Source organism: Aquimarina sp. AD10, assembly GCF_003443715.1.
GTDB lineage: Bacteria > Bacteroidota > Bacteroidia > Flavobacteriales > Flavobacteriaceae > Aquimarina > Aquimarina aggregata.
The window spans coordinates 3650282-3671420 of the sequence record NZ_CP031965.1 but is presented as its reverse complement, the minus strand read 5'-3'; the positions used below and the strand labels follow the sequence as shown (position 1 = coordinate 3671420).

Annotated in this window: 16 protein-coding genes; 6 read left to right on the top strand and 10 right to left on the bottom strand. The window is 32.7% G+C overall.

Translation table 11 applies throughout. The features are described from left to right. Positions 1 to 10: 10 nt before the first annotated feature. Entirely contained in the window at positions 11 to 2416 is a 2406-nt protein-coding gene (locus D1816_RS15240; protein ID WP_118503938.1) for an ABC transporter permease, read from the top strand. Between the two features lie 73 nt (positions 2417 to 2489). Next, positions 2490 to 3152, top strand: a complete 663-nt coding sequence (locus D1816_RS15235; protein WP_118503936.1) for an ABC transporter ATP-binding protein — start codon at positions 2490 to 2492, stop codon at positions 3150 to 3152. Positions 3153 to 3213: 61 nt separating this feature from the next. Here the strand turns inward: D1816_RS15235 and D1816_RS15230 are convergent, their stop codons facing one another. From D1816_RS15230 to D1816_RS15185, 10 genes are all read right to left on the bottom strand, one after another. Further along, the gene (locus D1816_RS15230) at positions 3214 to 4719 is read right to left on the bottom strand and encodes a carboxypeptidase-like regulatory domain-containing protein (RefSeq protein WP_118503934.1); all 1506 of its coding nucleotides are present in this window, start codon (positions 4717 to 4719) and stop codon (positions 3214 to 3216) included. A gap of 199 nt (positions 4720 to 4918) precedes the next feature. Further along, a complete protein-coding gene (locus tag D1816_RS15225; protein WP_158597723.1) occupies positions 4919 to 7108 on the bottom strand; it encodes a S8 family serine peptidase in 2190 nt (729 codons plus the stop codon). Positions 7109 to 7167: 59 nt separating this feature from the next. After that, the gene (locus D1816_RS15220) at positions 7168 to 8028 is read right to left on the bottom strand and encodes a hypothetical protein (protein ID WP_118503930.1); all 861 of its coding nucleotides are present in this window, start codon (positions 8026 to 8028) and stop codon (positions 7168 to 7170) included. 26 nt (positions 8029 to 8054) lie between these two features. Further along, positions 8055 to 9050, bottom strand: coding sequence for a hypothetical protein (locus D1816_RS15215; RefSeq protein ID WP_118503928.1), 996 nt, complete (start codon positions 9048 to 9050; stop codon positions 8055 to 8057). 37 nt (positions 9051 to 9087) lie between these two features. After that, positions 9088 to 10026: a hypothetical protein gene (locus tag D1816_RS15210; RefSeq protein ID WP_118503926.1), complete on the bottom strand. Its 939-nt coding sequence runs from the start codon at positions 10024 to 10026 to the stop codon at positions 9088 to 9090. 36 nt (positions 10027 to 10062) lie between these two features. Then, positions 10063 to 11430 (bottom strand): hypothetical protein, encoded by a 1368-nt coding sequence (locus D1816_RS15205; RefSeq protein WP_118503924.1) that lies wholly within the window; start codon positions 11428 to 11430, stop codon positions 10063 to 10065. 36 nt (positions 11431 to 11466) lie between these two features. Next, entirely contained in the window at positions 11467 to 12219 is a 753-nt protein-coding gene (locus D1816_RS15200; RefSeq protein ID WP_118503922.1) for a hypothetical protein, read from the bottom strand. A 35-nt stretch (positions 12220 to 12254) separates the two neighbouring features. After that, positions 12255 to 13676, bottom strand: a complete 1422-nt coding sequence (locus D1816_RS15195; protein ID WP_118503920.1) for a hypothetical protein — start codon at positions 13674 to 13676, stop codon at positions 12255 to 12257. 388 nt (positions 13677 to 14064) lie between these two features. Next, a complete protein-coding gene (locus tag D1816_RS15190; RefSeq protein WP_118503918.1) occupies positions 14065 to 17667 on the bottom strand; it encodes a M1 family aminopeptidase in 3603 nt (1200 codons plus the stop codon). A gap of 88 nt (positions 17668 to 17755) precedes the next feature. Next, positions 17756 to 18646 (bottom strand): ABC transporter ATP-binding protein, encoded by an 891-nt coding sequence (locus tag D1816_RS15185; protein WP_066319895.1) that lies wholly within the window; start codon positions 18644 to 18646, stop codon positions 17756 to 17758. A gap of 166 nt (positions 18647 to 18812) precedes the next feature. Here D1816_RS15185 and hemB point away from each other — a divergent pair, with 166 nt between their 5' ends. The 4 genes from hemB to D1816_RS15165 are packed head-to-tail and all read left to right on the top strand — an operon-like array spanning position 18813 to position 21134. Further along, entirely contained in the window at positions 18813 to 19787 is a 975-nt protein-coding gene (hemB, locus tag D1816_RS15180; RefSeq protein WP_118503916.1) for a porphobilinogen synthase, read from the top strand. Positions 19788 to 19805: 18 nt separating this feature from the next. After that, complete coding sequence (locus D1816_RS15175) at positions 19806 to 20198, top strand: TerB family tellurite resistance protein (RefSeq protein ID WP_066319898.1); 393 nt, start codon at positions 19806 to 19808, stop codon at positions 20196 to 20198. 19 nt (positions 20199 to 20217) lie between these two features. Further along, entirely contained in the window at positions 20218 to 20619 is a 402-nt protein-coding gene (locus tag D1816_RS15170; protein ID WP_066319900.1) for a c-type cytochrome, read from the top strand. Further along, positions 20619 to 21134, top strand: a complete 516-nt coding sequence (locus D1816_RS15165) for a DinB family protein (RefSeq protein WP_066319903.1) — start codon at positions 20619 to 20621, stop codon at positions 21132 to 21134. The genes D1816_RS15170 and D1816_RS15165 overlap by 1 nt, the downstream gene beginning before the upstream one ends. Positions 21135 to 21139: the final 5 nt, after the last annotated feature.

The window sequence follows — 21139 nt, the reverse complement described above, 5'->3', positions numbered from 1 at the left end:
AAGAAAAGTTATGTTTAAAAATTATATTAAAATTGCCTGGAGAAATCTTCTTAAGAACAAAGTGAGTACTATAATTAATAGTATCGGACTTTCTATCGGAATTAGTGCCTGCATTTTGATTTTGATTTTTGTAACCTATGAGTCTAGTTTTGACGATTATCATACGAATGCCTCTCGAACCTATAGGGTAGTGCAACATAATAAATTGCCAGATCAAACTTTGTACTGGAATACTACAGCATATCCTTTGGCTGAAGCATTAAGGAATGATTTTCCCGATATCGATATGGTTACTCAGACTGCGGGACCTATGAGTCGTGAATTTAGTATTCAAGATCAAGAAAGAGATGTAAGTCGTTTTGAAGAATCAGAGGTGTTATTTGCTGATGCATATTATTTCCGAACATTCGATACTAAATGGTTAGTTGGTAATCCAGATACAGCTCTTAACGATTTAAATTCTATAGTTCTTACTCAAACTTTAGTAGAGAAATATTTTCCTAACGATCAGGACAATTTGCAATCCATTATGGGTAAAACAATTCTTTTACAAGGTAAAGATCCTCTTAAAATTACCGGAGTGGTTAAAGATCCCCCCCCAAACTCTAATCAGCGATATTCACTACTAATTCCCTACGAGTTTTTTAAGGTAAATAACACCTTCTTTGCTAATAATTGGTCTGGAAACTACCAAGGGACTACTTTTGTTGTGCTACAAAATAAAGATCAGCGTAAACTTCTTGAGTCTAAAATAACAACTTGGAAAAAGAAATACCTAAAACCAGAAGATGATGCTCGTATTTCGTATGCATTACAACCCTTACAAGAGATTCATAATGAAACCCTTTATGGCAGTAGTCCAGGAGGATACATAATTCCCACTCATATTTTATATACAGCTTTGTTAGTGGCATTATTTATTTTGATAATTGCTATTGTAAACTTTGTAAATTTAATAACCGCTCAATCTGTATCAAGATCAAAAGAAGTCGGGATCCGAAAAGCTTTAGGAAGTAAACGATTAGATATTGTGATACAATTTTTGGTTGAAAACGGAATGATGATTATAATAACACTCATTTCATCAATACTTATTGTACATGTTTTAATTCATCAACTTAATTCGCATTTATCAATTATCAATTTAAAACTAGAATTTGGCATAAAAGATATAGGTATAATTATAGCAATAGGTACTTTTACAATTCTTTTAGCAGCTATTTACCCTGCTATTGTTCTTTCTGCTTTTAAACCTGTACAAGCGTTAAAAAATAAAATTCGAATACGTAAAACAGGAGCGTTTAATTTTCGTAGATCCTTGATTGTATTTCAGTTCATTATCGTACAAATTTTTGTTATTGCGGCGATTATTGTTGCTTTTCAAATGGATTATTTTAAAAATGAACCCAAGGGATTTTCTTCAAGCGCAGTGATCACCACTTCTGTACCGAATCATAGTAAACTAGATGTTTTTAAGAATATACTTTTAGAAAATACTAGCATAACAGATGTGGCATATGGCTCCGGTCCTCCAATGGCTGTTAATGGTTTTCAATTAGGAACAAGTTTTCGTCTTCCTGAACAAAATATTCAAGAAGCTAAAGATGCCGAAATGAAAGTAGCAGGTACGAACTATTTGAAATTTTATGATTTAAAACTTATAGCCGGTAGAAATTTTACAACTAATAAGGAAGCATTTGATGAGTTTATTGTTAATGAAACTTTAGTAAAATCATATAATTGGACTCCAGCAGAAGCAATCGGTAAAAAAATCGAAATTAATGAAGGGCAAGCCACTATTGTTGGTGTTGTTAAAGATTACCATAATAATTCTTTTCAATATGAAATCACACCTTGTATTCTTCTAAATTGGAGCTTTTATCATAATCAAGCTTTTATTAAAATTAATGATCCAAATTCTGAAGCGTTGGCTTCTTTAGAAAAAACATGGAAAAACACCTTTCCTAATGCTGTATATGATTATCATTTTCTGGATGATGCTATAGAAAAAGAGTACGTTGTAGAGGGTATGATCTATAAAGGATTTACACTATTCTCTATACTGGCAATTAGTATTGGTTGTCTCGGACTTTTTGGGTTAATGTCTTTTATAATATCTCGTAAAAAGAAAGAGATAGGTCTAAGAAAGGTTTTGGGGGCCAATGTTGCGCAGATTATTTCGTTTTTCTCGAAAGAATTTATACAAATCGTAGTCTTAGCCTTTGTCCTGGCAGTACCATTTGTATATTACATGATGAATTTGTGGTTAGAAGGATTTACATATCGCATAACGATATCGATTTGGATGTTTTTAGGGGGTGGAGTTTTGACACTTTTTATTGCACTTGTAACCTGTAGTTTTCAATCTATAAAAGCTGCATTTTCAAATCCAATCAATGCATTAAGAGAAGAATAAATATATAAAATTGAAAAAACTAAATCATAATATATCAACTTGTCTATTTATTTAGGCACTAAAAAAATAAAGTATGCTTTTACAACTTAATAACATATCGAAATGGGTTCAATCAGGAGGACAGAAAATATATTTATTAAAAGATATTAATTTCTGGGTACACGATGGCGATTTTATCTCTATTATGGGACCATCTGGATCGGGTAAATCGACCTTGCTTAATGTCATAGGAATGTTAGATGATTTTAATGAAGGAGAATATACTTTTCTTGATGAATCTGTACATAAATTAAAAGAAAAACACAGAGCAAATTTGTACAAACAATATATCGGATTTGTTTTTCAATCCTATCATCTTATAGATGAACTTACGGTAAGAGAGAATTTAGAAATGCCATTATTATATAAAAAACAAAGTAGTTCAGAACGAAGAGCTCTGGTTGCTGATATGCTGGATCGTTTTAATATTGTTGGTAAAAAAGATTTGTTTCCAAGTCAGTTAAGTGGGGGACAACAACAATTGGTTGGTATTGCACGAGCATTGATAGCAAATCCTAAATTAATTCTTGCAGATGAACCTACAGGAAATTTAAATTCTAAACAAGGAGAGGAAATCATGGAGATTTTTAAGGAATTAAACAATGAAGGAGTGACCATTATACAAGTAACACATTCAGAAAAGAATGCGGCATATGGTTCAAGAGTTATTAACCTTTTAGATGGAAGTGTTCAATAAAATAAGAATATAAAAAAATTATAATCTCATCCCAATCTATCTGGGATGAGATTTTTTTATACTATTCGGTTTCAGGTGCAACTGTAAATTGTCGAATTGCCGCATTTGGTTCTATAATATTGTATCCTTTCCAAAATTGCGGATCGTATTTGGATAGATATTCAGGTTTTATAGATGTATTTTCTTTACTGTTATTATAATCGTCTTCTGTTAATGCTTTAGCATCAAAAACAACTATTTCATATTTACTTACATTACCAACCCCCGCGTCAATTTCTAATGCGAGTTCATTTTGTTTACGCTTTCCTTTTACATGTTTGTTTTTTTCAATAACCTTTAAAGGTCTATCGACTCCAAAAATATTACCTTTTATCTTTTCTAAATATTTTACAGTATACTTATTATCAGGGCCTTTGGTAAAGATAGTAGTTCCTTTATAGATATTCTCTTTGTAACTAAGCCCTAATAGTTTAAAGTTTCGCAATAGTTTTACATTTTCATAATCAACTCTCATGACTGCAAAATTCTCAGTGTTTACATAAAGAGTCCCTTTGAAATCCTCTTTTCGTTTAGGTTCAAAACTTATAATATATACACTGCTATCATCCATATAGGTGTAGTCTACTAGTTTGAATTCGTAACGCCCTGATTTTCGAATAAAATTTAAGGTAGGGTCGTCTTGAAAAAACATATTTTTAAAAAGTCCTTTTATGGCTGATCTTCGATATTTTAGGAACTTGCTTTTATCTTCTTTTTTGTCATTAATTTCGTCTTTAGCAGCACTAGCTTCCTCACTGTTTTCTAATATAGAATCCACTTGTACTTTGGTTCCAAAAATCCCAGATTTAATTTTGAGATAAGAATCTGGTTTTACATTTTCTTTAAATATTCTTTCTAGTTTTTCTGATAGGGCCTCCATAGAACCTGAGTTGTTTTTATCATACAACTCAGCAGCTTTGATGATATTAATTTTTCGTTTCTCAGGACCTCCGTAATAATCACATAAGGTTTCTGTATAATATTCAGATTTTCGAGGTATGATTTTAGCAATGCTATCGATAAATTCTTTGTTAAGCTCTTCGATAGTTGATTTTTTAAATTCAATATCTAATTTGTTCATGGTATTAAATTCTGACTCTCTAAAAAACAATCGTTTTTGGGTGATGTCAAAATGATAATTTTGCTCTAGTCTATCTTCAACATTATCGATGATCTCATCAATAGTTAATTTTTTATTAGATACAAAAACACTTTTTAATTCTATAGCTTTTGGTTGGATATAGATAATGGTATCAATAGGACTCTGAGTAGCAAGACTTAATTTTTCATATCCCATCGACGATATATAAATAGAATCTATTGGCGGCGTTGTATTTTTTAGCGTAACACTAAATCGACCTTCTTCATTTGTAATGATTCCTTGATTTTCGGCTATTTGAATAGTAGCATAGGGGATAGGCTTGTTAGTTTTTTTGTCTACTATTTTTGAAGTAATGGTCTGTGCAGTTACAAGCACTGTAAAAAACGAAAATATGATCGTGATAATGCAAGCCAGTTTAATATTCATAGATTTTAATTTATTGTCTGAAATAAGTTTATATATCCATAGACGTTATTTAAGTCGACAACGTTGCCTCATAGTTTACAAAAGATACGGATAAAAATAAGACTGTAAAGAGAAGTATTTGTTACACAGGTTACTAAAAAAGTAAAATCCCGATTAAAACATTGTTTTAATCGGGATTTATTAAAATTAGATAGTGGATCTAGTTTTTAAGAATATTCTTAAAAATAGTTTCGCCATTGTTTAGAGTTACTCTTAGGATATAAAGGCCCGTTGGTAATTGGTTTATATTAAGCTCATCTTTCTGGAAACGTTTAGTTTTTGATTGTTTAACTAAATTCCCCATATGATTTCTTAATTCCCAATTGGTCATTTGTTCATCGCTCGTTATTGTAAGTCTGTCTTTAGTTGGGTTAGGAAAAGCTTTAAGAACTTCTTCTTTTTGTAAAGAAATGCTTTCTGTTTCTATTTCAACTTCTTCATAAGTAATGACCACTTTTGGTTTTGATAACTCTTCTCTACTATTTTGTGAGCAATTTTCTATGAAAGCCCTAAATGACGATCCTGATTTTGCACTAAATCCAGGATTTAATCGAACACGAGTTCCTGCAGTGTATGTAGCTGTTCCTCCTGAAAAAATTGTATTCGTAGCAGTAACACTTGTTGTTGCTTTTTGAATATCTGTTTGACCAGAAGTTACGTTCTGGTTAACAATTACATTGTCTTGGCAATTACCAGCTTGTGCTAATAATACGGCCTGGTGTGCATCAACAAGACCATACCCTAATTGATTATTCCATGTCCCATTAGAACGCCCACTTGTATTTGAATAGGTATATAAATCTGTTCTTACTTTTTGTGCAGATTGCTCTATAATGTCATTTACTTCTTGAAATGTTAAGTCTGGATTTACACTTAAAACTAACGAAGCTACACCTGCAACGACAGGACAAGCAGATGATGTACCATTAAAGGTTTGGGTATAATCTGTACCAGTATATCCATTTGATCCTTGTCTATCGGTAGTTGGCATTTTAACACCTGGTGCTACAATATCAAGTTCTGTTCCAAAGCAACTACCCCAAAAAGTTTCGCCATCACAAGAACTAGGGCTTTTACGTTCTCCACAAGGACTCATAGCACCAACAACTAATATGTCAGGATTACTATTTCCTGGGTAACGAATATTAGTGTTGTTTTCATTTCCTGCGGCAAATACAATTACACAACCTTTTCCTCCTCTACCATTAGCAAGAGCATTGTTAATTGCATTATCTATAATACCAGAAGGAGCATAACCTCCCCATGAATTACTAATTACATCAGCGCCATTAGTTGCCGCCCAGTTGAAACCACTCGCCAATTGTGCAGGAGTGTCAGAAAATAGAAGTCGAATACTAATAGACATTAATTTTGAACTTGGCGCAACACCAGAAATCCCTAAATTATTACCTTGTACAGCACCTACAATTCCACCACAAGCTGTCCCGTGATTACCACGCACTATAGAAGGAGAAGATCCGTTTGTACTGTCAAAACCAGTACCGTAAATATTTGCTTGTAAATCTGGATGATTCATTTCTAAACCGTGATCATAAACTGCTGTTTTGATACTTGGAGACCCAGTAGTAATTGCCCATGCTTGCTCAGCATTAATATCCATACCAACAGTCCCACCGTTTTGACCAGTATTTTTTAATGACCATTGATTATTAAAAAAAGTATCATTCGACGTTTGTAAATCATGATACATAAATGCTGGTTCAGCAATCTCGAACAAGCCTGTTTCATGAAAAATGTTTGCCAAGTTTAGTGCATTGTATTTCTGTGGAGAAACTATTGATAATGTGAACCAAAGTGGCATGTATTTATCATGTCCTAATACCTCAACATTCATTTCTTTTGCTTTTTTATATAAAATATCTACATCTTTTTGATCCTTAAGTTTTACATAAAAATTATTTGAAAGCCCTAGATCTCCTCCTTCTTTGGTTGTATAAGTTGGAGAAATGATCAAAATATTACGTTGCTTTTTATAGGATTCTATTCGATCGAGATATGCTTTACGCGACAGATCTTTGTCTGTTGAGATTTCCATATAATACGTTTTTATATTTCTTCTTTGGGTAGCACTTTTATCAATAGAATTCATAGAGGTTCGGGTATGATCCTCTACAATTTCTGATATTTGAGTTGTGCTACTTTGCAATGAAGAGAATGCGTTTATTGAACTTTCTCCCTCAAATGAAACAGAAATAGTTTTAGTATTTATATTTAAAAATACTTTTTCTCCCTTGTAATAGTAGTAATTATCTAATTGCTGTTGGCCATAAATGCCAATAGTACAGAACAATAGTATTAGTGAAAATATTTTGGATGATATATTTTTCATTGTTTTTGTTTTTATAGTTTTTACTTGAGGTTTTTGTTTAGAAGTCATGATTCGTTTTTTTAATTTTTACGTTCAGCTTCTAAAGCGGTGATTCGCTTATTTTGTTCAATGATATACAAGGTAAGTTCTTCTATTTTTTGAAGTAGTTTTGCATCCATTTCTCCCAGAAAAATTCCGTTTTTTATAACCTCTGGTTCACTTGGAATATCTTTTAAATGACCATTCTCTTTAATGTAATTTTCTACTTCTAATAGTGTTGGTAAGTTATATTCTTTTTCAAAAACAAAATCGGACCATCCACTGGCCTCTACTTGAATTTCTCTTGCGCCTACAGAACCTTCTATAGCTAATCTATGACTACCCGTATTTTTAGTTCCTATACCTACTTTTCCATCATGTCTGAAAGTTAATAGGTGCTTTGCACCATAGTACTGATCTAGATACGCATAAGCACCAGCATCTCTAGTAATGTATTTCCATGGTCCGCCTGTGTGTTTTGGTGGTTCAAGAGATAGTCTAGTTAAACTACCATCATTTCCTGTTTTTCTACCCACGGAAAGTTCGGCGTCTGTTGGTTGTTTACCGATTCCAATTTTTCCATCATGTCTAAAAGTTAGTAGTTGCTTTGCTCCATAGTATTGATCAAGATATGCATAAGCACCAACATCTCTTGTAATGTAGTTCCATGGTCCACCTGTATGCTTTGGTGGTTCAAGTGATAGCCTAGTTAAACTACCATCGCTCCCAGTTTTTTTTCCTAATGATAATTCAGCTCCAGAAGGTAACTTACCAATCCCTACCTTACCATTATTAAAATAGAAATTAGAAGCATTGGTGTTGTCTTCTAACTTGACTTTTTTCTGAGCATATATCCCAATTGAGATTGCAAATGCTAAAAATGCTAATAGTTTGTTTTTCATTTTTATGGTTTTAAGTTGTTTGTGTACTATTTACTTCTATTTTCTGGTTTTAGAAGTCTTTCTATCTCACTAAGTCTTTGAGATAATGATTTTAGCTCTTCGTTTTTTCTTTTAAGATTTTGTATTTCTTTTTGTTGTTGGATTGTGTAGAGGGTAAGTTCTTCTATTTTCTGAAGTAATTTAGTGTTCATTTTACCAAGAAAAATACCGTTTTCTGCGACTTCTTTTGCGCTTGGAATATCCTTTAGATGCCCATTTTTCTTGATATGATTTTCTACTTCTAATAAGGTTGGCAAATCATAATTTGCATCAAAAACAAAGTCTGCCCATCCGGTTTCAACACTAATTTCCTTAGCTCTTATTTTTCCGTTTACTGCAAGTTTCCAAGTCCCTGGATTTGGTGTACCAATTCCCACATTTCCGTTTTGGTCCATTACAAATTGGGAACTGTTTAATTCACCTCCAAAGTTTATATTAAAGGCACCAGCATTTGATCTATCGATACCTGCAGAAAACCAATATTGTCCTGGATCATGAAATGTTAGCCATGAATCATCATCATCTTTTTCAACAATTAGGGTTCTACCACTAGGGTTTACAAGCTTCGTAGCGCCTTTAACATCTAATTTGGCAGCTGGCGTTGAGGCGCCTATTCCTACATTTCCGTTTTGGTCCATTACAAATTGGGAACTGTTTAATTCACCTCCAAAGTTTATATTAAAGGCACCAGCATTTGATCTATCGATACCTGTAGAATACCAATATTGTCCTGGATCGTGAAATGTTAACCATGAATCATCATCATCTTTTTCAACAATTAAGGTTCTACCACTAGGGTTTACAAGTTTAGTATAGCCTTTAACATCTAGTCTGGCTGTAGGAGTTGAAATACCTATTCCTACTTTACCATTATTAAAATAGAAATTAGAGGCATTTGTGTTGTCTTCTAATTTGATTTTTTTCTGTGCATGAGCTCCAACTGAGATTGCAAATGCTAGAAATGCGAATAGTGTGTTTTTCATTATGTAAGGTTTTTAAGTTGTTTGTGTGCAATACCTTCTAATTGTTGATTTTTAGAAGTTTTTCTACCTTATTTAGCCGTTGAGATAATGATTTTAGTTCTTCGTTTTGATTTTTAAGCTGGATAATTTCTTGTTCTTGATCTTGAATCTCTCTTTGTTGGTTGTTAATTTCTTTTTGCTGTTGGATTGTGTATAGGGTAAGCTCTTCTATTTTTTGAAGTAATTTAGTATTCATTTCACCAAGAAAAACACCGTTTTTTGCAACTTCTTTTGCACTTGGGATATCTTTTAGATGCCCATTTTTTTTGATATGATTTTCTACTTCCTTTAATGTTGGTAAATCATAGTCTTTGTCAAACACGAAATCCGCCCATCCCGTTTCAATACTAATTTCTTTAGCTCTTATTTTTCCATTTACCGCTAATTTCCAAGCACCTGGATTTGTAACACCAATTCCCACTGCACCATCAAAAGAAGAATGTACTCCATTACCTCTAAGATTTGTATTTCCTCCTAAATGAAAATACCCATATTCTCCAGAGGCATTATCGGCGAGATGTAAATATATTTTTTGACTATTATTAGGTTCAGAAATTAGAAGAGCTCTGTCTGTATTTGGATCTTCTTTTTGTTTAATTTCTAATAAGGCACCGGGATTTGGAGTTCCTATTCCTAATGCACCATCAAAAGAAGAATGTACCCCATTACCTCTAAGATTTGTATTTCCTCCCAGATGAAAATACCCATATTCTCCAGAGGCGTTATCAGCAAGATGTAAGTAAATCTTTTGACTATTATTAGGTTCTGTAATTAATAGTGCTCTATCGGTATTTGGATCTTCTTTTTGTCTAATCTCTAATAATGCAGAAGGAGTTGGAGTTGCAATACCTACATTGCCATTTGGTAGCTCTGTAATCTGAGCGTTACTTGCAAAAATAAAAGCAAGGAAGCTTATCGTGAAAATTGTTTTTTTCATTTTTTATGGTTTTAAGTTGTTTGTGTACTATGGCTTCTATTCGTTGGTTTTTAGAAGCTTTTCTATATCATTAAGTCTTTTAGATAGTGAGTGCAATTGCTTATTTTCCTTATGAAGAGATTGATTGTTGGATTCGAGAGTTTTGATTCTCTTTTCTTGTTGAATAGTGTAAAGAGTGAGTTCTTCTATTTTTTGAAGTAATTGTATTTGAAAATCCCCAATGTTTACTCCATCTTGTTTCATTTTTTCTGCAGAAGCAATTTCTGGAAGATGCTTTTCGACTTTGATATAATTTTCAATAAAATCTAATGATGGTAATTTGTATGACTCTTCGAATACGAAATCTGCAGTTGGTGTATTGGTAACTTTAATTTCTTTAGATTCAATTTTCCCAAGTACCGCAAGATTACCATTTATTTTTTGATTACCTGTGTTATGAAGGATTTTGCTCCAAACACCATTACCATCTACTCCTGTACTTCTAAAATACATAGTTGGATTTGTAGCGCTATTTTTTATTGCAATTTGTCCATTATATCGATACTCAGGATTATTGGATCTATGATTAAAATTAATCCCCCAGAACCATCCACTAGCTTCAGGTGAGTTGGGTGCATTTAAACTTTCGTAAAACCCGCTTTGCCATATCGAGTTCCAGTTAGTTGTTGTATTAGGGTCGTTTAGCTGTAGTCTATTAAGAGATAAATCTCCATTTATTTTTTGATTACCTGTGTTATGAAGTATTTTGCTCCAAACACCATTACCATCTACTCCTGTGCTTCTAAAATACATGGTTGGATTTGTAGCGCTATTTTTTATTGCAATTTGTCCATTATATCGATACTCAGGATTATTGGATCTATGATTAAAATTAATCCCCCAGAACCATCCGCTAGCTTCAGGTGAGTTAGGTGCATTTAAGCTTTCATAAAATCCACTTTGCCATATCGAGTTCCAGTTAGTTGTTGTATTAGGGTCGTTTAGCTGTAATCTATTAAGAGATAAATCTCCATTTATTTTTTGATTACCTGTGTTATGAAGTATTTTGCTCCAAACACCATTACCATCTACCCCTGTGCTTCTAAAATACATAGTTGGATTTGTAGCGCTATTTTTTATTGCAATTTGTCCATTATATCGATACTCAGGATTATTGGATCTATGATTAAAATTAATCCCCCAGAACCATCCGCTAGCTTCAGGTGAGTTGGGTGCATTTAAACTTTCGTAAAATCCGCTTTGCCATATCGAATTCCAGTTACTCGTTGTATTAGGATCGTTAAGGAGTGCTTTATTTGCTAAGATATTCCCATTTACCGTTAAATCTCCATTTACCGTTTGATCTTGAGCTTTTAGCCCAGTCATACCTGCTAATACTAAGATTATTAGAATCTTGTTTTTCATTATGTAAGGTTTTAAGTTGTTTGTGTGCTATACCTTCTAATTATTGGTTTTTAGAAGTTTTTCTATCTCATTTAGCCTTTGAGATAACGATTTTAGTTCTTCGTTTTGATTTTGGATTTTGTTTTGTTGGTTGCCAATTTCTTTTTGTTGTTGAATTGTGTACAGAGTAAGCTCTTCTATTTTTTGAAGTAATTGTATTTGAAAATCCCCAATGTTTACTCCGTCTTGTTTCATTTTTTCTGCAGAAGCAATTTCTGGAAGATGTTTTTTGGATTTGATGTAATTTTCAATAAAATCTAATGATGGTAGTTTATACGACTCCTCAAATACGAAATCTGCGGTTGGGGTATTGGTAACTTTGATTTCTTTAGTTTCTATTTTTCCATTTAAAGAAAGGTTACCATTTTTATTAAGGTTTAAATAGGATTTACCAGAATGGTGTAATCGAAAATATCCTCTGTAATTGTCAATTCTCCAGTCATTAAACGATGCGGCTCCTGCTAGTTCAATTTCTCCACCTTCTATATTCGTAGTAGCATTAAGTTTAATTTTTCCTGAAATGGACAAATCTCCACTTTTACTCAAATTAAAGTAAGATTTACCTGAATGATGCAGTCGAAAGAACCCTCTGTAATTATCAATTCTCCAATCATTAAATGTTGAATTACTTTTTAAGAGCAGAATTTCTCCACCTTCGCCAGTATTATTTTGTGGATTAACCACAAGTACTTGGGCCTTTGCTATAATAGCTGTGCCAATCAAAAAGATGATTAAGATTACATTTTTCATTATATATGGTTTTAAGTTGCTAGTGTTTTGGATTTCTATTTGTTGGTTTTTAGAAGTTTTTCTATTTCATTAAGTCTTTGAGATAGTGAGTGTAATTGCTTGTTTTCTTTTTCTAGATTTTGATTATTAGATTCGAGAATTTTTATTCTTTTTTCTTGTTGAATAGTGTAAAGAGTTAATTCTTCTATTTTTTGTAAAAGTTTAGCATCCATTTGACCCAGAAGAATACCATTTTTTTCAACTTCTTTTGCACTCGGGATATCTTTTAAATGCCCTTTTGTGTTGATATGATCTTCTACTTCTTCAAGACTAGGAAGTTGGTATTTTTTTTCAAAAACAAAGTCTGACCATCCACTTGCTTCAACTAGGATTTCTCTTGCACCAATTGAACCTTGTACAGCAAGTCTGTGACTTCCGGTAGTTTCTGTTCCGATTCCAATTTTTCCTTTATGATCTATACTCATTGCTGTTTTGGAACCTGTAACATAAGCATCTGTTGTTGAGAAATACATTTTTGTTCCATAGGCCCCATCACTTCTTACATAAATTCCTGCTTGTGCATTTTCACCATTGCCGCTATCAGAAGCTCCAAATGTTATTGCATTTCCAAAATTGTTAGTAGCATTTTCGGGATCTAAATGTATTGATCCAGTAGCCAATCCTTGTATTGACTCATTCCAGTTATTAGATCCTCCAGAAATTTGCAGTTTAGATTTGGGCGTATTGGTGCCTATTCCAATTTTTCCTTTATGATCTATGGTCATTGCTGTTTTTGATCCTGCTATATATGCATCTGTTGTTGAGAAGTACATTTTTGTCCCGTAGGAACCATCACTTCTTACATAAATTCCTGCTTGTGCATTTTCACCGTTACCAGTATCCGATGCTCCAAAGGTTATTGCATTTCCAAAATTGTTAGTAGCATTTTCGGGATCTAAATGTATTGATCCAGTAGCTAACCCTTGTATTGATTCACTCCAATTATTTGATCCTCCAGAAACTTGTAGTTTAGATTTAGGGGTGTTGGTGCCAATCCCAATTTTTCCTTTATGATCTATGGTCATTGCTGTTTTTGACCCTGCTATATATGCATCTGTTGTAGAGAAGTACATTTTTGTTCCATAGGTTCCATCACTTCTTACATAAATTCCTGCTTGTGCATTTTCACCATTGCCGCTATCAGAAGCTCCAAATGTTATTGCATTTCCAAAACTGTTAGTGGCATTTTCAGGATCTAAATGAATTGATCCAGTAGCTAGTCCTTGTATCGATTCATTCCAATTATTTGATCCTCCAGAAACTTGTAACATAGATTTGGGATTACTACTCCCGAGCCCTACTTTTCCACTTAAGAAATAGAAATTAGTGGCATTACTATTATCTTCTAATTTTACCTTTTTTTGAGCTAAGACGCCTACTGAGACAAGTAGAGCTAGAAACAAAATTGACTTTTTCATTATGTATGGTTTTAAGTTGATTGCGTTGGTTGTAATGATTTATATCAAAGGAGTACTAATAGATGTTTTGCTCATCTTTGTACATAAGGTCCGTTTGATATAAAAATACCCCATAGCTGTATCCAATTGGATACAGCTATGGGGTATTTTTAATAAAAGTAGCGATAAAGTTTTAAGGAAATAAAATTTCAAGATGTTTTTTTTGTTAAGTCTTTTAGTTAGAAGAAATTAAATGATTATGTACAAGTATGAATATATTTTTTAGGTGATTTCCATAAAGTTATTGCGTTTAAAAATCAATCTTAAAAACCTTAGATTCGATCCAAAAAAAGAACCCCGATCAAAACAGCGCATTTTGATCGGGGTTGCATGTATAAAATAAGAATAATTATTCTTGCTCTACACTTTTAAGGTTATCATTAGAATTTCTATCAATAAGTTTATTATACGGATCTATACCGGCTTTTAATGGTTGTTTTTCTGTTATTACAGTAAACGTATTTTCGCCCGGTTTTAACCATTTTCTGGCTAAGTAATATGGATTTTTAAGAGGAACTTCTTGATCATCTATTAGATCTTCTCCAAACAAACCAATTTCTATATAATTAGTTTTATCATCGGTACGATCTTCTTTACCCGTATCAGTATAATAGATTTTTTTACTATCCACTGTAAATGTAGTTTCAAATTTACCGGTAGGGAGTTTCTTAGATTTGGCTGATACAGCTCGATTTTCATATAATACAATCTTCTTGAACCCATCTTCTACAGCGTACTGTAAAGAATCTGGTGCAACATTGTAAATGGCATCATATAAATTTTGAGAAGTGGGATACACTCCTTTTTCAAAGTTCTTGTATTCGAGAGCAAAGTCTCTTAATGCGGTATTAATTTTATCTTCACCAATGATATCTTGTAACTCATACATGATCATTGATCCTTTACGGTACCAAATGTGTTGTCCGAACTCTACATTTAGTAATGAACGTTCGGGTTTAAAACTAAAGGATCTCTGTTGTAAATATTGATCTAGAGAATATTTCAGAAAATTTTTGATTCCGTTTTCACCATATTCATGTTTCATGGTCATGAGTGAAGTGTATTCTGCTAAAGTTTCAGAAATAATATTGGCTCCGGAAGTTTTACTTGGTGTAACCAAATGACCCCACCATTGATGGGCTACTTCATGTGCAGTGACTCTAAATGCATAATTAAAATCTTCGGCTTTGTCAAAATTAGCAGAGAAACCAAAATCTTCAGAATAAGGTATTGTCGTTACAAAAGATTGCGCAAAAGTTGCATGTGCAGGAAATTCTACTATCCTAATTACAGAATTTGGATACTCATAAAACTTTTTAGAACAATAGTCTAAAGCTACTTTAGTGCCATCAATAAAATGGCTAAGGTTACGCTTATGTTTAGGAGAATGATAGATTTCGATAGCTACTTTTTTACCACTAGGAGCAATCCAACTTGACTTTTCGACATCGTATTTTGCCGAGACAACATTAAAAAACAGATCAGTTTGTGATTCTAATTTGTAATGAAAATATGCTCTGTTATCCTGTTTCCATTCTTTGATAAGTTTACCTGGAGCCAATGCGATTTGATCTTCTGATGTGCTTACGATTGCTTCAAAATTGATATAGTTAGCATCTTCATTAAACAAATTTTTCTTGACAGCGGTCGAATCTGTTCTAGAGGGTAATAAATAGTCTAACTTTTTAAGACCGTGTTTTCTACGTACCCCATTATCGATTATATCTCGATCATAATGAAATCTTGGAAAAATATCGTTTCTAATAAAGGAACCGTTATATAGTATTTCTGTTTCCATATTATTAGCAAAACCTTTAGTCTCGGCAGCAACATCAATTGTTAATTTGGCAGTTGCATTGGGTAACATAGGTTCTGGTAATTTATAGAAATATATTCTATAAGCAGAATCTGAAACCACAGGGGTTAACTCTTTACCATTGTAAATTATTTTCTTTAATTGTATATGTTCACCTGGATATTGAACATTTAAGAGTAAGGTATCAATTACTGTATTGTAATTATTTACTAGTTTAAATTCTCCTTTGGCATTAATGCTTCTTTTTTTAGGAAAAAGGTCGATGTACGTTTTTAGGTCAGTTACCTGCGGGTGCGGTTGGCCTATGTATTTTTCATATTTCTTTTCGGCTTCGGCACCTATTTTTTCAGAGGTATTACCGTTAGTAATAGAGTTTAATACATTTAGATTATAATAACTGTATCCTGCAACAGAAACAAAGGCTAAAATTACCGTTGTTAATAGCACTATAGTTTGAGTACTAAATCTTTGCTTAGCAATCGTTAATCGTTCTTTGGCGGTAGCAAAAAAACCACGAGTCCAGAATACTTTTCCAATGACTACTAAAATTGCCGTTAGTAAAATCCAGTACAATTGTAACCAAATGACTCCTGGAAGATAATGTCCAAAACCGTTAAGATCACTCATGAACATTTGTGGAATACCGCCATAAATCAACATTGGATTGGTAGTTTTGAATGCAAGAGTTACTAATAAAGGTAAACCTATATATACAACAATAACGATGAAGTGTCCTAAGAACTTATTGTTAACTAATACGTGCACAAAGAATGCCAGTAAAACAGTCGAAATAAGCCCGGGTAATACTATAGCAAAATTATAGGTAAAATAGAATCCAAGTTCATAGTCAAAATGCCCATTAAACGTTTGGAAAAGCACACCAGCTATTATATTTGCTAGTGTAAGAATAACAGAGACCCCTAATAGGGATACAATTTTCGAAGTGTATAAACTGGTATTGCTAATCGGCAATGCATCGTAAAAAACAAAAGTCTTATTAGTACGGGTACGATGCACAGCTTCACCAGAATAAATAATCAATATAATTACAGATAAAAATGTAATTCCGCCAGAAATAAATACTGCAACGTACCTAGTTAAAGGTAAATTGGGAGTACCCAAAGTTTCATTGGCAAGAAAAACCGTAACAATAGAAATGATAACTCCAATAATTAAAAGAATGCTAAAAACAGGGTCTTTAATGATTGATAAAAATTCAATTTTACTTAATGAAATCAAATTTTCTCGTTCACTCTTTTTAGAAAAAACCTGTGTTATCGATGTAATTAATGATGGCGTATAGGCATCAGTATTGGTTTTCTTTTCTTTTTTACTAGAAAGTAAAAACTTTTTATAGTCAAATTTAAAAAGTGTTATGACAAAAAACAGTAAACCGACAGTAAACCAAAGAATTCTATTTATTAAGAAGCTTCCGTAAATAGGTAATTGATTCGTATTTAATTCGTTTATAGACCAGTATTTTGTAACATAATCAAATACTTGACCCCCAAAAGGATCCAAATAGATACTTAAGGATTGATTGTCTAGATCTGCCAAAAGATTGCCAGAAATGGTATTTAGTAAGAACAAACAGATTCCGCCAAGATATATAATTGGCATTTTCTTAAAAAAGGCCATAACACAGAAAAACAAAGAGCCTATTAAGAAAGAGTTGATTTGTAAAAAAAATAATAACGTTAATAAATAAGGTGTAAAACTAAATGGTCCATATTCACCATAATCTGGCCTATCTAAATACATGCCAAAAGCGTACCCAATGATAACACCGAGTACTGCACCAATATTAATTAATGTCACAATAGTAAAACTACCTAAAAATCTGCCTAGAACATACGATTTTTGTTTAATAGGAAAGGTAAAATAAGTTTGCGCTGTTTTATGATCTTGATCTCTAAATATTGGCACCCCCATTATGGCAGCATAAAAGAAAATCGAGAGTACAGAAACGCGAGAAATAACACCAGCAATGTTTTCTGGGCTATTAATAAACTCTGCAGTAGAAGATCTTTGTAGACCCGCTACTAAGGCTGCAATAGCTAAACCCAAGAAAAAGTAAATCCAAGTCGCCGGTCTTTTTAAGCGATATTGTAGTTCAAATATGAATATTTCTTTCATCTGTTCTTTTTTATTATTTTTCTAATTGCCAGATGCAATTGTCCAAAGATGATTTCAGTTAACATTAATACATTTCTTAGCCTACATTTTATGTAGTTGCTGTTTGCGGTTCTTCTTTTTTATTAATGCTGTAGAAGTAGAAATCTTCTAAGTTGTTATTGAATGTTTCAAATCCGTTTCCAGGATTAGTATCATTATAAATATTTACATAGAACTGACCTCCTCGTAGATAACTTGATAGGACTGTATATTCAGTTTCAATTTCTGCTAGCTCAGATTTTTCAATTTGTTTTTTAAAGACTTTTCCGTCTAAGGTGTCTGATAACTCTTGCGGATTTCCTTGCACTAAAATTTTCCCTTCATTAAAAACAGCCATGTTTTTACAAAGATTAGTAACATCATCTACAATGTGTGTACTTAGTATTACTACTGCATTTTCTCCTAATTCGCTTAATAAATTGTGAAAACGGTTTCGTTCAAGAGGGTCAAGTCCAGCAGTAGGCTCATCAACAATAATTAATTTTGGATTACCTAATAATGCTTGTGCAATTCCAAAACGTTGTCGCATACCTCCAGAGTAATCTCCAAGATTTCTATTTCTAAATTTATATAAATTCACTTTTTGTAACAAATCGGCAACATAACCCTTGCGTTCTGTGGCATTTGTAATACCTTTTACCTTGGCGATGTGGTTTAACATCATCTCTGCAGATACTTTTGGATATACACCAAAATCCTGTGGTAGATACCCCAAGACTTTTCGTAATTCTTCTGGTTGATTAAATACATCGATGCCATCAAACTCAATGGTACCTGTATCTGCAAGTTGTAATGTAGCAATAGTTCGCATTAATGAAGATTTTCCAGCACCATTTGGTCCTAATAAACCAAACATTCCTTTTTCTAAAGTTAGATTGACATTATTTAATGCCTGCGTTCCATTAGGATACGTTTTGTTAAGGTTTTTTATGTTGAGCATATGTGTATAGCGGTATTTATTTTTTAAATATTAGTATGTCTTGTTAAGATTTTGTTACAAGATCATCTCTATTTTTTATATAAAATTACCTTTAAACGATATTTGTAAATCATGGGGATACAATATATATGAGTATCTTTACAGCTATTAAATTTTACATTTTATAATGCAACAACTTCGTAGAAACAGAAGACTAAGAACCAATGATGCAATACGATCTTTGGTTAGAGAACATGTCATTACTCCTAACGATTTTTTAGTTCCCCTTTTTGTAGTAGAAGGAAAAGGCATAAAAGAAGAAATAGCTTCTATGCCAGGATATTATAGGTATAGTCTTGATTTATTAGAGTCTGAGGTTAAAGATCTTTGGTCTTTAGGATTAAAATCAGTGCTGCTATTTGTAAAAGTGCCAGACGATTTAAAAGATAATAAAGGTACAGAAGCTTTAAATCCAGATGGATTAATGCAACGTGCAATTAAAACAGTAAAAAATACTGCTCCCGAGATGTTGGTGATGACCGATGTTGCTCTTGATCCATATTCTTCTTATGGTCATGATGGTATTGTAGAAGAGGGATATGTAGTAAACGATGATACATGCAAAGTATTAGCCGCAATGTCATTATCTCATGCTCAGGCAGGGGCAGATTTTGTTGCACCAAGTGATATGATGGACGGGCGAATTCTTGCTATTAGAGAATTATTAGAAAAAGAAAATTTTAAGAATACAGGCATTATGAGTTATAGTGCTAAATACGCTTCTGCATTTTATGGTCCTTTTAGAGATGCACTTGATTCGGCACCCGGATTTGGAGATAAAAAAACATATCAGATGGATTTCTCAAATCGTGACGAAGCTATTAAAGAAACGATAATGGATATTGATGAAGGTGCAGATATCGTCATGGTAAAACCAGGATTATGTTACCTTGATCTTGTTAGAGACGTTAGAGATGCTGTAGATGTGCCTGTAGCGGTATATCAAGTTAGTGGAGAATATTCGATGCTAAAGGCGGCAGCGCAAAAAGGATGGTTAGACCATGATGCCGTAATGTTAGAACAGATTATGGCGTTTAAGAGAGCAGGAGCACATATTATTGCCAGCTATTTTGCCAAAGATGTAGTAAAGCTATTAAGTTAAATTTTATAAGAGAGGTGTATGGTAAGTAAAGATCGGTTATATCAAACTTTCGGAGAGCTGCTATATGTTATAGCAATGAGTGACGGTGTTATCCAGAAAGAAGAAGTTGAAACCCTTGAGGATATTTTGAAGAGTCACCCTATGGGAGCTGAAATAAAGTGGTCTTTTGATTATGAAAATGAAAACCAAAATGATATTGAAGGTTTATATAAAAAAGTAATAGAAGTTTTTTCTGACAATGGTCCTGATGAAGAGTATGACTTTATGATTTATGCACTTACCAAAATTGCTGAAGCTAGTAAAGGTATTGCACCAGATGAAGAAAAGATTATCACCAACTTTTCAAAGGATTTATTAAAAAGGTTTAGAGAAGACATCGAGAAAATTAAAAACAAATTTAATAGTAAATAATATTCGATTAACGTTTTATATGCAAAAGATTAGTGTAGTATTGGCCGTTTTAATTTTGTTATCTATTGGCTGCCAATCTGAAAAAAAAGAAAAAGAAACAATACAGATAGGAACAAAAAAAGGTGAATCGACCCCTTTTGAAATAGGAAAAAAGATTTTTGACGGTAAAGGTAAATGCTATACTTGTCATAAAATTGACAAAAAATCTATTGGTCCCGGAGTAACCGAAATTGTAAAGATTTACAAAGAAAAAGATGCAGATCTAATAGCTTTTCTAAAACAAAAAGCAGATCCTATTGTAGATCCTGAAACCTATGTAGTTATGAAAACAAACTTTGCAATTATCAAAAACTTTTCTGAAGAAGAATTAAAAGCTTTAGAAATATATATGAATGAGGTAAGTACTAGTAAAACGAAATAATGAATAGATTTTTAAGTATCATTTTTTTGATCACAACACCATTGATGGCACAACAATTTACTCCAAAAGATGCATTTCTTGAAAAGTGGAAAAACTCTAAAGAATATCTTTTACAAATCGCAGAGAAAATGCCAGAAGAGCATTTTGATTATAAACCTACGGATAGAGAAATGGACTTTAAGAGTCAATTATTACATATACGAGGGAATATGCTCTGGTTAGGAACTACATATTTTTCTTCTGTTAAATTTGATAGAGAGAAATTAAAAGAAAATATTCCTGAAACTAAGTTAGAAGTTATTACAGAACTTACGAAGGCATTTGATAGTGTATATACCCAAGTACAAAACTCTAAATCAGAAGATTTACAAACTGAGATAGATTTTTTTGCTGGTAGGAAATCAAAATTGCAAATACTTAATCTGTTGCAAGATCATGTTACGCATCACCGAGGACAACTTATCGTATATTTAAACCTTAACCAAGTAGAACCTCCTCAATATGTGGGTTGGTAATTAAA

Excerpts from the sequence above, each read along its gene's own strand:
- D1816_RS15240 (WP_118503938.1), top strand. The coding sequence starts at position 11 with ATGTTTAAAAATTATATTAAAATTGCCTGGAGAAATCTTCTTAAGAAC.
- D1816_RS15235 (WP_118503936.1), top strand. The coding sequence starts at position 2,490 with ATGCTTTTACAACTTAATAACATATCGAAATGGGTTCAATCAGGAGGA.
- D1816_RS15230 (WP_118503934.1), bottom strand. The coding sequence starts at position 4,719 with ATGAATATTAAACTGGCTTGCATTATCACGATCATATTTTCGTTTTTT.
- D1816_RS15225 (WP_158597723.1), bottom strand. The coding sequence starts at position 7,108 with ATGAAAAATATATCATCCAAAATATTTTCACTAATACTATTGTTCTGT.
- D1816_RS15220 (WP_118503930.1), bottom strand. The coding sequence starts at position 8,028 with ATGAAAAACAAACTATTAGCATTTTTAGCATTTGCAATCTCAATTGGG.
- D1816_RS15215 (WP_118503928.1), bottom strand. The coding sequence starts at position 9,050 with ATGAAAAACACACTATTCGCATTTCTAGCATTTGCAATCTCAGTTGGA.
- D1816_RS15210 (WP_118503926.1), bottom strand. The coding sequence starts at position 10,026 with ATGAAAAAAACAATTTTCACGATAAGCTTCCTTGCTTTTATTTTTGCA.
- D1816_RS15205 (WP_118503924.1), bottom strand. The coding sequence starts at position 11,430 with ATGAAAAACAAGATTCTAATAATCTTAGTATTAGCAGGTATGACTGGG.
- D1816_RS15200 (WP_118503922.1), bottom strand. The coding sequence starts at position 12,219 with ATGAAAAATGTAATCTTAATCATCTTTTTGATTGGCACAGCTATTATA.
- D1816_RS15195 (WP_118503920.1), bottom strand. The coding sequence starts at position 13,676 with ATGAAAAAGTCAATTTTGTTTCTAGCTCTACTTGTCTCAGTAGGCGTC.
- D1816_RS15190 (WP_118503918.1), bottom strand. The coding sequence starts at position 17,667 with ATGAAAGAAATATTCATATTTGAACTACAATATCGCTTAAAAAGACCG.
- D1816_RS15185 (WP_066319895.1), bottom strand. The coding sequence starts at position 18,646 with ATGCTCAACATAAAAAACCTTAACAAAACGTATCCTAATGGAACGCAG.
- hemB (WP_118503916.1), top strand. The coding sequence starts at position 18,813 with ATGCAACAACTTCGTAGAAACAGAAGACTAAGAACCAATGATGCAATA.
- D1816_RS15175 (WP_066319898.1), top strand. The coding sequence starts at position 19,806 with ATGGTAAGTAAAGATCGGTTATATCAAACTTTCGGAGAGCTGCTATAT.
- D1816_RS15170 (WP_066319900.1), top strand. The coding sequence starts at position 20,218 with ATGCAAAAGATTAGTGTAGTATTGGCCGTTTTAATTTTGTTATCTATT.
- D1816_RS15165 (WP_066319903.1), top strand. The coding sequence starts at position 20,619 with ATGAATAGATTTTTAAGTATCATTTTTTTGATCACAACACCATTGATG.